The organism is Seonamhaeicola sp. ABD4_340 (genome assembly GCF_056312135.1).
The window spans coordinates 1,856,345-1,870,267 of sequence record NZ_CM149981.1 but is presented as its reverse complement, the minus strand read 5'-3'; the positions used below and the strand labels follow the sequence as shown (position 1 = coordinate 1,870,267).

Genomic DNA, 13,923 nt, shown 5'->3' with positions numbered 1-13,923 from the left:
GTACTATTAATTAATCCCTAAAACAAGGCTCTTAAACCTATATTAAACGTTTGCCCCAACCCAGAGCTTTTACCTCTTACAAAGTTGGTGTAAAGCGCTTCCACATTTAAAACATTGGTTAATTGGTATTTTGCACCACCACCAACTGCTGTAAAATCTTGAGAGAAATCATTACCTAAATCTAGCAACTGCGAGTGTTGTGCCAATGCTAAAACTGTAAATTTATTACTAGGAAAATAACTTAAAAATACACCCGGTGTTAAACGTAAACTGTTGTTTGCAAAACTACCTTCTAATGAGGTTGAAAAATCTGGAGTGTACACATCTTCTTTTCCAAAGTTAAACTCTGTGTTTAATTCTGAAAAAATTTGCCAATCGCCACTTCCAAAGGTATAATCATAAAAGAATCTATTTTGAAAAATGAATCCTTTTTGGTCAAAAAACACACCATCTTCAGTTTCATTACCTACTAAAGGAATGTGTAATGCTGTTTGAATAGTGAAATTTGACACATTTTTTAACGGATTAAATTTTATTACCGGCGCAATAGATGTTAAACCAGAACGAGCGGTTCCACGTTCACCATCAAACTTAAAAACATCAAGTGCACTTCTATCACCCACTACATTTGAACGAAACTCTAAAATAACACCTACGTTAAGTTTACTGTTTTTTGAAACGCCTGTAAATGCATCTAAAGTTGAAGTAAAATAGGTTTCTCTGCTAAGGTTTTTGGTAACATCACCATTTTCATCGGCGGCTTTGGTTTGGGTGTATAAATTATTAAACCACTTAATATCCCATTGCCCTTTTTTTAAAAGTTTTGATGGTGTGTAAGTTTGTATAACGCTACCCTTATTTTCTTGGTTTTCTTCTTGTGAAAAAGCAGTAAATGCTAAAGCCACAAATACTATGGTTATTAGTTTTTTCATGTGTATGTATAATTATTTTTTTTTGATTATTGTTTATTAAGTTGCCAGTTATACTCAACGTATTTTATTTTAAAATTAGCTGGTATTTCTTCGGTTCTGTACTTATTTATAAAATCTATTTCAGTAGTGCCATTCATGGTAAAATCTTCTTTGTACCACTCCATTATTTGTGATACCTCTACACGTTTCTTTTTAATATTCACCATTAAAAAATTACCATTCAAAGCTTTTTTTGTTTGCGTATCCATTAGTTTATTTAACGTAGAAGGCAAATACGCTTCACTAATTAATGGCGGGCAACCAATGGCACCACAAACTAATACAAAATGAAAACGAGCATCATTAAATTGGGCACGTAATAATTTGTGCTCAATATCATTTAGCGTTATATTTTTTCCGCCAATATTGTGCTTAACTTTATCAAAAAAACCAGCATTTGCTAATGGCGAATTGGTTGGATAATTATCAATTATACCTTTTATTACTGAAAGATTATAAGCGTTAATCCAAAATGCCTGATACGTATTTGCATTGTTTTTTGATACGTTTACTGCCTGTGCTAATGCTATAACTTTATTTAAATCTTCAGGGTTTTTATGTATTTTATTATAAGCAACTTTGCCATTAGTTACATAGATTTTAAAAAATGTATTGGCACTTTCAAAAAAGCTATTGGCTGTTTGTGCTGTTCCTTTTAAACCAAAAGTTAATAGTGCTATAATTAGTATTTTTTTCATGTTTTGAAATTTATTTTTTTGACAAAGTAACAACTGGTAAGTCGAACAAAATGTTAGCTAACTTACAAAACCCGAAAAAAAATTAGCGTCTTAATAAACGTAAACACCTTACAAATAAAGGGTAATTTGAAGCCATTCTAAATTAAAACACTGCATTAAGTTCTTATCTTTAGTTTCGACTCAATTCTCATAATTCAACAAAAATGGAGCACATTGTAATAATTGGTAATGGTATTTCTGGAGTTACAGCTGCCAGACATATTAGAAAACTTTCTGATAAAAAAATAACTATTATCTCTGCCGAAACAGATTATTTTTTCTCAAGAACAGCACTTATGTATGTTTATATGGGGCATATGAAGTTTGAACACACACAACCTTATGAGCCTTGGTTTTGGAAAAAAAACCGCATTGAACTTAAAAAAGGATTTGTAGAAAGGGTTGAAACCGCATCAAAAACACTTCATTTTTTTAACGGAGAGCAAATGAATTATGATAAACTCATAATTGCTACAGGTAGCAAACCCAATAAATTTGGTTGGCCTGGGCAAGATTTAAAAGGCGTTATGGGCATGTACCACAAACAAGATTTAGAACATTTAGAAACCTACGCTCCTAACAACAACATTTGTAAAAGAGCTGTTATTGTTGGTGGCGGACTTATTGGTATTGAACTAGCCGAAATGCTACATTCTAGACATATTCCTGTTACATTTTTGGTACGTGAAGACAGCTTTTGGAATGGCGTTTTACCCAACGGCGAAAGCCAAATGATAAACCAAGAAATTCGTAAAAACGGCATAGATTTGCGCTTAGGTGTTAACTTAAAAGAAATTAAAGCTGATGATAACGGCCATGTAAAATCTGTTATTATTGCTGAAACTGGCGAAGAAATAAATTGTAACGTTGTTGGTTTAACAGCAGGGGTTTCTCCTAACATTAATTTTTTAAAAAATTCTGACATTGAATTAGGCCGCGGTGTAAAAGTAAATCGTTTTTTAGAAACCAATATAACTGATGTTTATGCCATTGGTGATTGTGCCGAACAACACGAAGCCATTGGCAACCGCAGACCTATTGAAGCTGTTTGGTACACTGGCCGTATGATGGGTGAAACACTAGCACAAACCATTTGCGGTAACCGTATAGAATACAAACCAGGACATTGGTTTAACTCGGCTAAATTTATTGATATTGAATACCAAACGTACGGTTGGGTTCACGGTTCAAAAGGTAAACCAGATTATGAGGCTCAATTTCATTGGATGCATAAAAGCGGTAATAAATGTGTAACCATTGCTTACCATAAAAACACAAATGAATTTTTAGGCATAAATACCTTCGGGATACGTATGCGCCATGAAGTTTTTGATAAATGGCTTACAGAAAAACAATCTGTAAACTACGTAATAGACAATTTGAAGCAAGCTAATTTCGATCCTGAATTTTTTAAACATTTTGAAACAGACATTCGTACTGCATTCTACAAAAACAACACTGTAACACAATAATTATGGGCACTATACAAAGAAACATGTCTTTAACAGGCAATGCATCTGATACGTTAAACACGCTACAAAAATTAGGAACCGTAATTGGCTTAGGCGGATTAGCCATTATAGTTTTCTCTCTTTTCAATAATTTTCAAAATACAGCTTTATGGCTATTTATTGCACTTACCGCAATAACTGCCGGTGTTATTTTATATTCAAAAGGTTTATATGCTAATAACCCTGCAGGTATAAAAAATCATGGTGTTTGGTTTAAAAGCATTTCTAGCCGTGGTTTTTGGGGCTGGATTACAGGCATTGTACTAACAGGCTTTTATATTATACTATATTTTTATGAAGAACTTTTAGGTGCCAACCCTAATGGAAACAAGGGCATTGTAGCCTTTTTTGACCCGCTTAGTTATTTTTTAAGCGGCAACCCTGCTAGCCAATGGTTTGTTTACGGTACACTTTACACCATTGCTATTTTTGCTTTTGGCATTAAATTTCTTTGGAAATACAAGCATAACAAATATGAGCAGTTGCGTACTGTAAGTGTCATGTTTTTTCAAACTGCCTTTGCTTTTTTAATCCCAGAATTAATGTCTAGATTAAATAGCGATTCGTTTTCATTGCCTTATAACGATTTAAAAAACATGTGGCCATTAAACTACTACGCATTTGATGGTTGGCGAGTAGATGAATTTATAAACGCCGAAACCATTGGTATTGCCTTTCTACTTTTTGCCATTCTTTCCATTTTTGTTATTTCTCCAATATTAACCTATAAATATGGTAAACGTTGGTATTGCTCGTGGGTTTGTGGTTGTGGCGGTTTAGCCGAAACTGCAGGCGACTCATTCAGGCAATTAAGTGATAAAAGTATGTTTGCTTGGAAAGTGGAACGTTGGGTTATTTATTCGGTATTAGTGTTCTCGGTTGTAATGACAACGGCAGTTATTAGCACCTATTTAGGCTACGACTCTGAAAAATACTGGCTAACAAAAGACATGTTTTTAATTGGTGTTGCTGTTTTTTTAGGGGTTTTATTTGCTGTAATTTGGTATTTCAAAAAAGAAGAACTTGCTAAAGATGCACGCTACGGCGCTATAGGCTACTTAGTTATTGTACTAGCATTAATTGCCATACATTACTTTACAAATACAGCTAACAACAAAATATTTTTGTTTGAAGCCAGTAAACTACGCTCGGTTTACGGATTTTTAATAGGCGCCATTTTCTCAGGTGTTATAGGCACAGGCTTCTATCCTATTTTTGGTAATCGTGTTTGGTGCAGAATGGGTTGCCCAATGGCAGGTATTCTTGGTATACAGCAACGTTTATTTTCAAAATTTAGAATTACAACTAATGGCGGGCAATGTATTTCTTGCGGAAACTGTTCTACATATTGTGAACAAGGTATTGATGTTAGGGCTTACGCTCAAAAAGGCGAAAATATTGTACGGGCAAGTTGTGTAGGTTGTGGCATTTGTTCTGCTGTTTGCCCAAGAGGTGTTTTAAAATTAGAAAACGGCCCATTGGAAAACAGAATTAACCCTACCGATCTTCTTTTAGGTAACGATGTAGATTTAATGGATTTAGTAAACAAAAAATAACCAAAAATTTATTTACAATAATTTAAAAGAAGCTATTGGTTCTTTATTTTGTGAACTAATATGTTATTGTACTTTTGCACAAAATTAGCACATGCCAACAATTAACGTCATTATTCCTGCGTATAACGAAGCAGACTCAATAGAACATGTTATAAGAGACATACCTAAAACAGTAAACGAAGTTATTGTTGTTAGTAATAACTCTACTGATGATACCGAGGTAAATGCTAAAAATGCTGGCGCTACCGTATTAACAGAAAACAGAAAAGGCTATGGTTATGCCTGTTTAAAAGGAATGGATTACATTGCTAACAAAACAGAAAAGCCAGATATTATTGTGTTTCTAGATGGTGATTACTCTGATTACCCAGAACAACTCACCGAAATTGTGGCACCTATAATTACTAACAATATAGATTTTGTAATTGGTGCACGTGTGAAAAAACACAGAGAAACTGGCTCTATGACAGGGCCTCAAATTTTTGGAAATTGGCTTGCAACCACTCTAATGAAACTTATGTTTGGCGCTAAATTTACAGACCTTGGGCCTTTTAGAGCCATTAAATACAACAAACTTCTGGCTTTAAATATGGAAGATAAAACATATGGCTGGACTGTAGAAATGCAACTAAAAGCCTTAAAACAAAAACTAACTTATACAGAAATTCCTGTTAAATACAGAAATAGAATAGGTGTATCAAAAGTTTCAGGTACCGTAAAAGGTGCTATATTTGCAGGCGTTAAGATATTAGGTTGGATATTTAAATACAGTTTTAAATAATGATTATAGAAACCATCATCATTGTTATTTACACCATTGCTATACTACTCATTTTTATGTATGCATTGGCACAATTAAATCTTCTTTTCAACTATATATCAGCCAAAAGAAAAGATAATGCACCTAAATTTAATTTAGAAAATCCTTCCGAAGTACCATTTGTAACCATACAATTACCCGTTTTTAACGAAATGTATGTAATGCAACGCTTGCTTGACAACATTGCAAAAATTGATTATCCAAAAAACAAACTTGAAATTCAGGTTTTAGATGATTCTACTGATGAAACAGTTGAAAGCACCGCAGCACATATAGCCAAACTTCAAAAAACTGGCTTAGATATTCAGCATATTACCAGAACAAACCGTGTTGGTTTTAAAGCCGGCGCCTTAAAAGAAGGTTTAAAAATTGCTAAAGGCGAATTTATTGCCATTTTTGATTCTGATTTTTTACCAAAACCAGATTGGTTAAAGCGTACGGTACCATATTTTAAAAATGAAGAAATTGGTGTAGTGCAAACCCGCTGGGGCCACATAAACCGTAACTATTCATTACTTACTAAAATACAAGCGTTTGCTTTAGATGCTCATTTTACCTTAGAGCAAGTAGGACGAAATAGCAAAGGCCATTTTATTAATTTTAATGGTACAGCAGGCGTTTGGCGTAAAACATGTATTATTGATGCTGGAAATTGGGAAGGTGACACACTTACCGAAGATTTAGACTTAAGCTACAGAGCGCAATTAAAAAACTGGAAGTTTAAATATTTAGAGGATGTTGAAACACCTGCCGAATTACCTGTTGTTATAAGTGCTGCACGCTCACAGCAATTTAGATGGAACAAAGGTGGTGCAGAAAATTTTAGAAAAATGTTATGGCGTGTTTTAAAAAACAAAAACATTTCAGCTAAAACTAAAGTGCATGGGTTATTACATTTGTTAAACAGCACCATGTTTTTAAACATACTTATTGTTGCTATTTTAAGCATACCAATGCTTTATATTAAAAATGAATATGCGCACTTAAAGCATTACTTTTTAGCCATGAGCTTTTTTGTTGTAAGCACCGTTATATTTTTTATTTGTTACTGGATTATGTATCGTAATATTTACGGTAAAGGTATAAAAAACTTCATGGGCTACATAGGCATGTTTTTTGTATTTTTCTCAATAGCCATGGGCTTTTCACTGCATAATTCCATTGCTGTTTTAGAAGGTCATTTTGGTAAAAAATCGGCTTTTATTCGTACACCTAAATTCAATATAAATAATCTAAAAGACTCTTGGAAAAACAATAAATACATTAAAAATAAATTATCAGTTAATGTAATTTTTGAAGGTATTTTAATGCTTTACTTTGGTTTTGGTATGTATAGCGCTTTTATTGTTGGAGACCAAGGTGGGGATTTTGGTTTATTCCCATTTCACACTATGTTGTTTACTGGTTTTGGTTATGTGTTTTTTAAGTCTATTGCTTCAAAAGTTTAAAGCAAAAAACTAAAAGCTTAATAACTTTCAGTTTTTTCATTAACTAAATATATATCAATATTTAGAAAACGCTTTAAGCTTGTAATAACTTCTTACTTAAAAATTTTCTTTGTTTAACAGTAATTGTTTTGTTGGGTAAATAAGCATTAACGCACTTATTATTATAATATTTTTAATCACATATTGGCCGACTAAAGTTAGTGAAAATGGCACTTTGCCAAATATTAAATGAGAAAAGAAAATTAATGGCACAAACGTTAAAACCAAATGTGTTATGGCTACCAAAATAACTAGTTTAGGCTTTACTTTAAATACCAGGCACAAACCTATAACTACCTCTATAATTGCAAGTAGTAAGAAGCCTAGGTTTTTGGGCAACATAGCAAACGTTAAAAATTGTATTGTTTCTTTTGCCAAATCTTCAGCAGGACTTACTTCAGGAAAAAACTTAAGCATTCCAAACCATAAATAAACTACGCCCACACTAATAGCTAAAATTCTTTCTCTATCAAATTTTAACAAAATTCTAGTCATATACTACTTTTTGGTTATAAAACTACTGTGCATTTGCATCATTTCCTATTAACTTTAAATACTTATTATAATTATACCTTGCTACTTTTCTACCCAGCTCTAAACCTTCAATATTATCTGCTTGAATATGATAACCTCCCATTACTCTTGAAATACCAGCCATCTCTCCTGTTTTTGTGAAAGTTGGAAATTTAAGAACTACCGGATCTTCTAAGTTATCAGGTTCTGTTAATGCTCCAGGAACAAGTGTAACTTCTTCTCCAAAAAAATCATCCCCTGTAAATAACTTTAAAGCTTCTGCACACCCACCACTAATGGTACTATGCCCTGATACGTAACTTGGAAATGGCGGGCATAAAAAAACATCAGGCGAATAAGGTCTCCAGAACTGTCCTTTTAATGTTGTCATTCCTACTTCAGGACCGCCCCAAGCTTTAATATCTTCATCTTCAAAATATTTATGAACCAATGCATACGGACGCGCAAAATCATAAAACATTTTAGAATCCCAACATGCTATGAAGGCATCCATAGCAACAGATTCTACTAAAAAATACATTTTCACATCATCATCTAAAGTGTTTTTATCACGTCTTGATACATCTTGTGCAAATTTTAACCAATGGCCAGCTTGTTGAACTGATTTAGGGCCATCTCTCATAAATTCAACTAATGCTTTATTTTCTGGTGTTAAGTTAGCTTGCAGCTCTACTACTTCAGCTATTTCTTCTTTCAATTGTTCAGAACCTACTAATGGTGGCGGACCAGGACGAAACTGATCTGACGATTTTAATAAAAGCGGTTTAACCTTTTGCCAATAAGGAGTTAAACAACCTGGAGCAAACCTACCGCCTTTTCCGTCTGAAAAATATTTTGGTTGCCACTTATTTATATCAATATTAGTATCTGGATCATTAACAGGTTTATAGCCTGTGTAATCAAAATATGGTTTTCCGTTAGAACCTTCAACCGCTCCATATTGATTAGATCCGTCATTTTTCCTAGATTCTATAACCATTTTAGCTGCTAAATTACCTATTCCTTCTGGTGTTTGAGGATCTAAAGATGTATTGTTTGGATCTAGCCCTAACGTCTTCATTTTATTACTAAACATCAAACTATCTGAAAAGTAATATTCTTTTAAAGCGCCATAAGCCGCATAACTAATAGCTATTTCTTTATTTTTTAAAGTTTGTTGGTTGGTTGGGCATCTATCAACATTTTTTAAATATACCGGTATTGCTTTATCGTCGTAACGTGACCAAGCATCAAACATTGATGTGAAAATTAATCCTAAAAACCTTGATGTAATAGTAGGTCTTGGCTTAAAGGTATCGGTATCATTAGCAGTAGCCTCTAAAGCCACATACGCCCATTGGTACGCTACATTGTTTTCGCCTTTAGGTTCATTTTCAACTTCAATATTTACTACTTCTGTTTTCTTTGATGTGTTTTTGCAGTTAGAAAAAAGACATAAAAACACCATTAATACACTTAAGTGCTGTAATTTTAGTTTCATTTAAGTTAGTTTAGTTTACACCAATATTACTATTTAAATTATTCTATAATTTGTTTTTTACACGAAATCACTATATTAATTGACGAAACCTAATAACTAATTGACAAACGTTATATGAATGTTTTAATTATTGATGATGATCCTTTGGTATGCGACCTTTTAGAGCATTTTTGTAGCAAACTAAATATGAACATTGATGCTACAATTACAAACTCTGGCTTTGAGGCTATTAATTTAATTAACCAAAGTAGCTTTGATTTAATTTTATTAGATTATGATTTACCAGATATAACTGGAAAAGAAATTTTATTTGTAATTGATACCAAAACTCCTGTAATTATGGTTACTTCAAACAAAGATTTTGGTTATGAGTCATACAATTTTAATCAGGTTATAGATTATTTGGTAAAGCCCATTGAATTTGCCAGGTTTTATAAAAGCATTCTTAAAGTAAAAAGCACTGAAACAAAACATAACTACCCTAAAGATGAGTCGTTTTTTATTAAAGAAGGCACAAACCTAACTAAAATTCATGTTAACACAATTCTATTTATAAAATCTGCTGGTAATTATTTAGAATTTGTAATGGAAAACAGGAAAGTAATGACACTTATGACTTTAAAAGATATTGCTCCTAAATTAGATAGTAAATTTTTTAAAACGCATAGATCATACATAATTAATTTACACAAAGTAGATAAAGTAACTACTGACGGCATAAAAATAGGCAACCACACTATACCTTTAAGTAAAACTTTTGAAATTACCTTTTTGCAAAAGATTAACTTATTAAACTAAGCCTTATTTCATTACGTAAATAGCATTGTATATATTTTATAGCATTAGTTAAAATTGTGAAATTTTGTGGCGTTAAATCTTCAATAGTGTCAGTAAATAATGTTTTCATTTGAAACAACTCTAAAGAATTTAAGTGTGTTATAATTTTATGTTTTATAGCTAACCATTCTTCATTATTTTTACTTTTATAAACAACTGTAATACGCTTTAAATAAACATCAAACTCTTTATTTAGTATATTTAAATAATTGGTTATTTTGTGTTTATTAAAATCATACTGCTCATAAATATTTTCCAATTTAGGTGTGTTATATTTATGTTTTAACATTAAAACAATAGCACAGTCTATTAACGCGTTTAAATGTATTGGTTTTTGAATATAAGGTACTTTTAGCGTTTCAACATCTTTACTACTTAGTGCTGAAAACACTAAAACAGGTGTAGTTATTTTAGCAGATAATGAGTTGATGTGTGTAATTATATTTTTTGAATCTAACATTAAATCTGATAAAATTAAGTTGAAATTGGCAGTACTTAAAACCTCATTTACAATTTCAAAATCATTAATGGCAACAACCTCAACCGATAAAGCATTGAAAGCATTATTTATAAGAATTTGAGAAGGTACATCATCTTCTATATGAAGTATTTTACACAGCTTAACATCTGTTGGATATAAAAAAGTTTGTGCTTCTTCTTTATTTTTCTTCTCTTTTACCTGTTCTATTGGCATAATAAACTTAAAAGTTGAGCCTTTGCCAAAAACAGACTGTACTTGTAATTCTCCTTTAAACAAATCTATAATTTGTTTTACTATTGAAAGCCCCAAACCAAAACTATCTTCACGTTTAATTTTATTGGTGTTTTCTCTGTAAAATCGGTTTTTAATTTTGTTTAAATTCTCTGGTTTTATACCCAAACCAGTATCTTTTACCCAAACAATTAAGTTATTATTTTTAATACAACTACCTACTTCAATTTGGCCTTTTAATGTATATTTAATACTGTTAACCAATAAATTTGTTACCACTTGCTCAAAACGCAAAACATCAAGCATATAGCTATTTGTTCTAATTAACTTATCTGTGTTTAAAGTTATTTTCAACCCTTTTTTTACAGCATCAAATGTATAGTTTGAAATTATAGTTTCTAATAGTTCATTAATATTACATTGTGTTGGGTTTAGTTTAATTTTTCCTTCTAATAAACTTTGCTCATCTAGAATATCATGCATAAGCCCTTTTAAATTATTAGCACTTCTGCCTAAAGCATTTATAATAGGTGTAGCTTTTGCCGAAGGTTTATTTTTATCTAGTAGGTAAACTAAGCCCAAAATAGCGTTTAACGGTGTTCTTAATTCATGGCTCATATTTTGCAGAAACACTTTTTTATCTTCAACCGCTTCTTTTTCTCTTCGCAATGCAATTTTTAACTTTTTGAAACTAGCATCAATTTCAGCCTTCATTTGTAAAAAAGCATTGCTTAACAAACCTAATTCATCTGATCTGTTTTTTATTTCAGCTAACTGATTTTCATATACATCAGCCTCAGCATAGTTACTTATGGCTGTTGTTACTTTCTGTAATTTTAAAATAAAATAATAAGTATAAAAACACACCAAAAGCAATAATACAACACAAATAATAACAATGGTTAACAATGAATATGTATTAACGTTATTAACGTTAGCTAAAACGGCCTTTTCATTTGCTAATGTTATTAAATACAAGGTGTTTAAACCCGATGAATACTGAATAAGTTTAACATGATATAAAAAAACTTGATTATTTGTATCAACCAAGGTTTTACCACTATTATTTTGTAATACAGATGGCTTTACCTTATAATTATTAAAGAAATTACTACCTGTATTTCGTTGTTTTCCAAAGGAAATATTAAAATTTTCATGGTATTTATAATCACCCTCAGCATCAATAACTACATTTAAAATATCTTGCTTACTAATTTCTTTAATATCGTTAAAAAATGATGTTACATCTACATTTATAATTATTAAATATTTAAGCGTATTGTTTGTATTGTATAATTTACCAATTGCCCTTAAGGTTGGCCTGTAAGGTTTGCTAATTTCTTGATGTTCTTCATTTAAATTTATTTCAGAAAAATAATATGGTGCCTTAACTTTTAAAGCACTTGTAACGTATTTTTTAGCACCTTTAAACTGTAAATTGGTTTTGGGTATTTTTTCAACCAACTCATCTTGTTTTATAAACTTTACTATTTCTAAACCATTATTATTAACATCAAGCAACCTAATTTGAAAGTAATTAGGCTTTTCACTTAAAATTGAATAAAAGAAAGTATCTAATGTTTTAGGTTGAAAATTGCCTTTTATATGAATGTTTTTTGAAAGAAAAGAAATATCATTTTCAACCTCACTCAACATTGAGTAAAAAGATTTCTCTAAAATATTTGAAATATGAATTAACCTATCTTGATTGTAGGTTTTTATTACGGTAGTGGCTTTTTTATTAATAAGATAACCAGATACAAAAAGCACAAACAACATAATAGTTACAAAAACAATACCCGATTTAAAGACTATTGATTTTTTAAAATTTATTATGCTGCCTTTTTGTGACTGCTTCACCCCGTTTTCACACATGCAATTAAAAATTGCTAAGCAATTTAATTAATTATTAGGCTACTTTAAAAGTTTTATTCATGAATTAAACCTCTGGAAACTTAGCCTTTATTTTATCTAAACTTAAATTACCAATACTACCAACGTGTGTGTGCTGTTTTGATGTATCAGGAACATAACTACCATCTTGCACTTGTCCGCCAATTTTTTGATAAGCTTCTCTAAAGCTTTGCCCTTCTACTACTAACGTATTAATATTATCTACAGTAAAAAGGTATTTGTATTTATCGTCATTCAAATCAATATCTTTTACTATTACCTGTTGTATTGCATAGTTAAAAATATCAAGAATATCTTTAAGCTCTTCAAAAGCTGCAATCATGTTTTCTTTTAATAACTGAAAATCTCTATGGTAACCACTTGGTAAATTATTAGTTATTAATACCATTTCACTTTGTAAAGCTTGAATTTTATTACACTTACCACGAATTAACTCAAAAACATCAGGATTTTTTTTGTGAGGCATAATACTACTTCCTGTTGTTAATTCATCTGGAAAGCTTACAAAACCAAAATTTTGGCTCATGTACAAACACACATCCATTGCAAATCTAGACAGTGTATTAGCCAAACTACCCAAAGCAGCAGCAATAGTACGCTCGTTTTTACCACGCCCCATTTGTGCTGCAACCACATTGTATTTTAAGGTTGAAAACTGCATTTCTTTCGTGGTTAATTCTCTATCAATAGGAAAAGAACTGCCATAACCAGCCGCCGAACCTAACGGGTTTTGATCTACTGTTTTTAAAGCTGCGTTTAGCAAATACACATCATCAATCATCAATTCTGCATAAGCTGAGAACCATAACCCAAATGATGATGGCATTGCCACTTGTAAGTGCGTATAACCCGGAAGTAATTTATCTTTATGTGTTTCAGCTAAACCTAAAAGTGTGTCAAATAGGGCTTTAGTTTTTTTGTGAATTATCTTTAAGTTGTCTTTGTAGTACAAATGACAGGCTACTAAAACTTGATCGTTTCTTGAACGCGCAGTATGGATTTTTTTTCCAACGTCGCCTAAGGACTTTGTTAGTTCATATTCTATTTTAGAATGTACATCTTCAAATTGCTCATCAATAACAAAAGTACCTTCTTCTACTTGCGCTGTTAAAACTTCCAGCCCACCTAATAATTGCTCTAATTCTTCAGTAGTTATAATGCCAATACTTTGCAGCATTTTAGCATGTGCTTTTGATGCGATGACATCGTATTTTGCAATATGAATATCAATTTCTCGATCATTTCCAACCGTAAATTGCTCTATTTTATTGTCTATTGATATGCCTTTGTCCCAGAGTTTCATAAATTTCTGCGAAAGCAGGAATCTCTGCTTTCAGTTTTAGTTAATTATTTTTTTAATCTAC

Annotated in this window: 11 protein-coding genes; 5 read left to right on the top strand and 6 right to left on the bottom strand. The window is 31.5% G+C overall.

Annotation, left to right across the window (positions count from 1 at the left end):
• Window positions 1-17: 17 nt before the first annotated feature.
• Window positions 18-932, bottom strand: a complete 915-nt coding sequence (locus tag ACYX4H_RS08080) for a hypothetical protein (RefSeq protein ID WP_476235755.1) — start codon at window positions 930-932, stop codon at window positions 18-20.
• Between the two features lie 26 nt (window positions 933-958).
• Window positions 959-1,669 carry a DUF547 domain-containing protein gene (locus ACYX4H_RS08075; protein WP_476235754.1) on the bottom strand — a complete coding sequence of 237 codons (711 nt, stop codon included), beginning with the start codon at window positions 1,667-1,669 and terminating at the stop codon, window positions 959-961.
• A gap of 203 nt (window positions 1,670-1,872) precedes the next feature.
• Here ACYX4H_RS08075 and ACYX4H_RS08070 point away from each other — a divergent pair, with 203 nt between their 5' ends.
• From ACYX4H_RS08070 to ACYX4H_RS08055, 4 genes are all read left to right on the top strand, one after another.
• Window positions 1,873-3,180 carry an NAD(P)/FAD-dependent oxidoreductase gene (locus ACYX4H_RS08070; RefSeq protein ID WP_476235753.1) on the top strand — a complete coding sequence of 436 codons (1,308 nt, stop codon included), beginning with the start codon at window positions 1,873-1,875 and terminating at the stop codon, window positions 3,178-3,180.
• Window positions 3,181-3,182: 2 nt separating this feature from the next.
• The gene (locus tag ACYX4H_RS08065) at window positions 3,183-4,775 is read left to right on the top strand and encodes a 4Fe-4S binding protein (protein WP_476235752.1); all 1,593 of its coding nucleotides are present in this window, start codon (window positions 3,183-3,185) and stop codon (window positions 4,773-4,775) included.
• Window positions 4,776-4,866: 91 nt separating this feature from the next.
• Window positions 4,867-5,556, top strand: a complete 690-nt coding sequence (locus tag ACYX4H_RS08060; protein WP_476235751.1) for a glycosyltransferase family 2 protein — start codon at window positions 4,867-4,869, stop codon at window positions 5,554-5,556.
• On the top strand, window positions 5,556-7,043 hold the full coding sequence (locus ACYX4H_RS08055; RefSeq protein WP_476235750.1) for a cellulose synthase family protein: 1,488 nt from the start codon (window positions 5,556-5,558) through the stop codon (window positions 7,041-7,043). The genes ACYX4H_RS08060 and ACYX4H_RS08055 overlap by 1 nt, the downstream gene beginning before the upstream one ends.
• A 96-nt stretch (window positions 7,044-7,139) precedes the next feature.
• Here the strand turns inward: ACYX4H_RS08055 and ACYX4H_RS08050 are convergent, their stop codons facing one another.
• Entirely contained in the window at window positions 7,140-7,577 is a 438-nt protein-coding gene (locus ACYX4H_RS08050) for a doxx family protein (protein ID WP_476235749.1), read from the bottom strand.
• Window positions 7,578-7,599: 22 nt separating this feature from the next.
• On the bottom strand, window positions 7,600-9,096 hold the full coding sequence (locus ACYX4H_RS08045) for a vanadium-dependent haloperoxidase (RefSeq protein ID WP_476235748.1): 1,497 nt from the start codon (window positions 9,094-9,096) through the stop codon (window positions 7,600-7,602).
• A 114-nt stretch (window positions 9,097-9,210) separates the two neighbouring features.
• On the opposite strand from ACYX4H_RS08045, the gene ACYX4H_RS08040 reads away from it, so the two are divergent.
• Window positions 9,211-9,894 carry a LytR/AlgR family response regulator transcription factor gene (locus ACYX4H_RS08040; protein ID WP_476235747.1) on the top strand — a complete coding sequence of 228 codons (684 nt, stop codon included), beginning with the start codon at window positions 9,211-9,213 and terminating at the stop codon, window positions 9,892-9,894.
• On the opposite strand, the gene ACYX4H_RS08035 is transcribed toward ACYX4H_RS08040, so the two are convergent.
• Together ACYX4H_RS08035 and argH are read right to left on the bottom strand one after the other, a co-directional pair.
• On the bottom strand, window positions 9,878-12,505 hold the full coding sequence (locus ACYX4H_RS08035; RefSeq protein WP_476235746.1) for an ATP-binding response regulator: 2,628 nt from the start codon (window positions 12,503-12,505) through the stop codon (window positions 9,878-9,880). The two genes, ACYX4H_RS08040 and ACYX4H_RS08035, sit on opposite strands and share 17 nt — an antisense overlap.
• 79 nt (window positions 12,506-12,584) lie before the next feature.
• Window positions 12,585-13,862, bottom strand: coding sequence for an argininosuccinate lyase (gene argH, locus ACYX4H_RS08030; protein WP_476235745.1), 1,278 nt, complete (start codon window positions 13,860-13,862; stop codon window positions 12,585-12,587).
• Between the last annotated feature and the right edge of the window lie 61 nt (window positions 13,863-13,923).

What these genes read in the sequence shown, in the direction of transcription:
- ACYX4H_RS08075 (WP_476235754.1), bottom strand. Translation starts at nt 1,669, where the DNA reads ATGAAAAAAATACTAATTATAGCACTATTAACTTTTGGTTTAAAAGGA.
- ACYX4H_RS08070 (WP_476235753.1), top strand. Translation starts at nt 1,873, where the DNA reads ATGGAGCACATTGTAATAATTGGTAATGGTATTTCTGGAGTTACAGCT.
- ACYX4H_RS08045 (WP_476235748.1), bottom strand. Translation starts at nt 9,096, where the DNA reads ATGAAACTAAAATTACAGCACTTAAGTGTATTAATGGTGTTTTTATGT.
- ACYX4H_RS08080 (WP_476235755.1), bottom strand. Translation starts at nt 932, where the DNA reads ATGAAAAAACTAATAACCATAGTATTTGTGGCTTTAGCATTTACTGCT.
- ACYX4H_RS08065 (WP_476235752.1), top strand. Translation starts at nt 3,183, where the DNA reads ATGGGCACTATACAAAGAAACATGTCTTTAACAGGCAATGCATCTGAT.
- ACYX4H_RS08055 (WP_476235750.1), top strand. Translation starts at nt 5,556, where the DNA reads ATGATTATAGAAACCATCATCATTGTTATTTACACCATTGCTATACTA.
- ACYX4H_RS08040 (WP_476235747.1), top strand. Translation starts at nt 9,211, where the DNA reads ATGAATGTTTTAATTATTGATGATGATCCTTTGGTATGCGACCTTTTA.
- argH (WP_476235745.1), bottom strand. Translation starts at nt 13,862, where the DNA reads ATGAAACTCTGGGACAAAGGCATATCAATAGACAATAAAATAGAGCAA.
- ACYX4H_RS08050 (WP_476235749.1), bottom strand. Translation starts at nt 7,577, where the DNA reads ATGACTAGAATTTTGTTAAAATTTGATAGAGAAAGAATTTTAGCTATT.
- ACYX4H_RS08060 (WP_476235751.1), top strand. Translation starts at nt 4,867, where the DNA reads ATGCCAACAATTAACGTCATTATTCCTGCGTATAACGAAGCAGACTCA.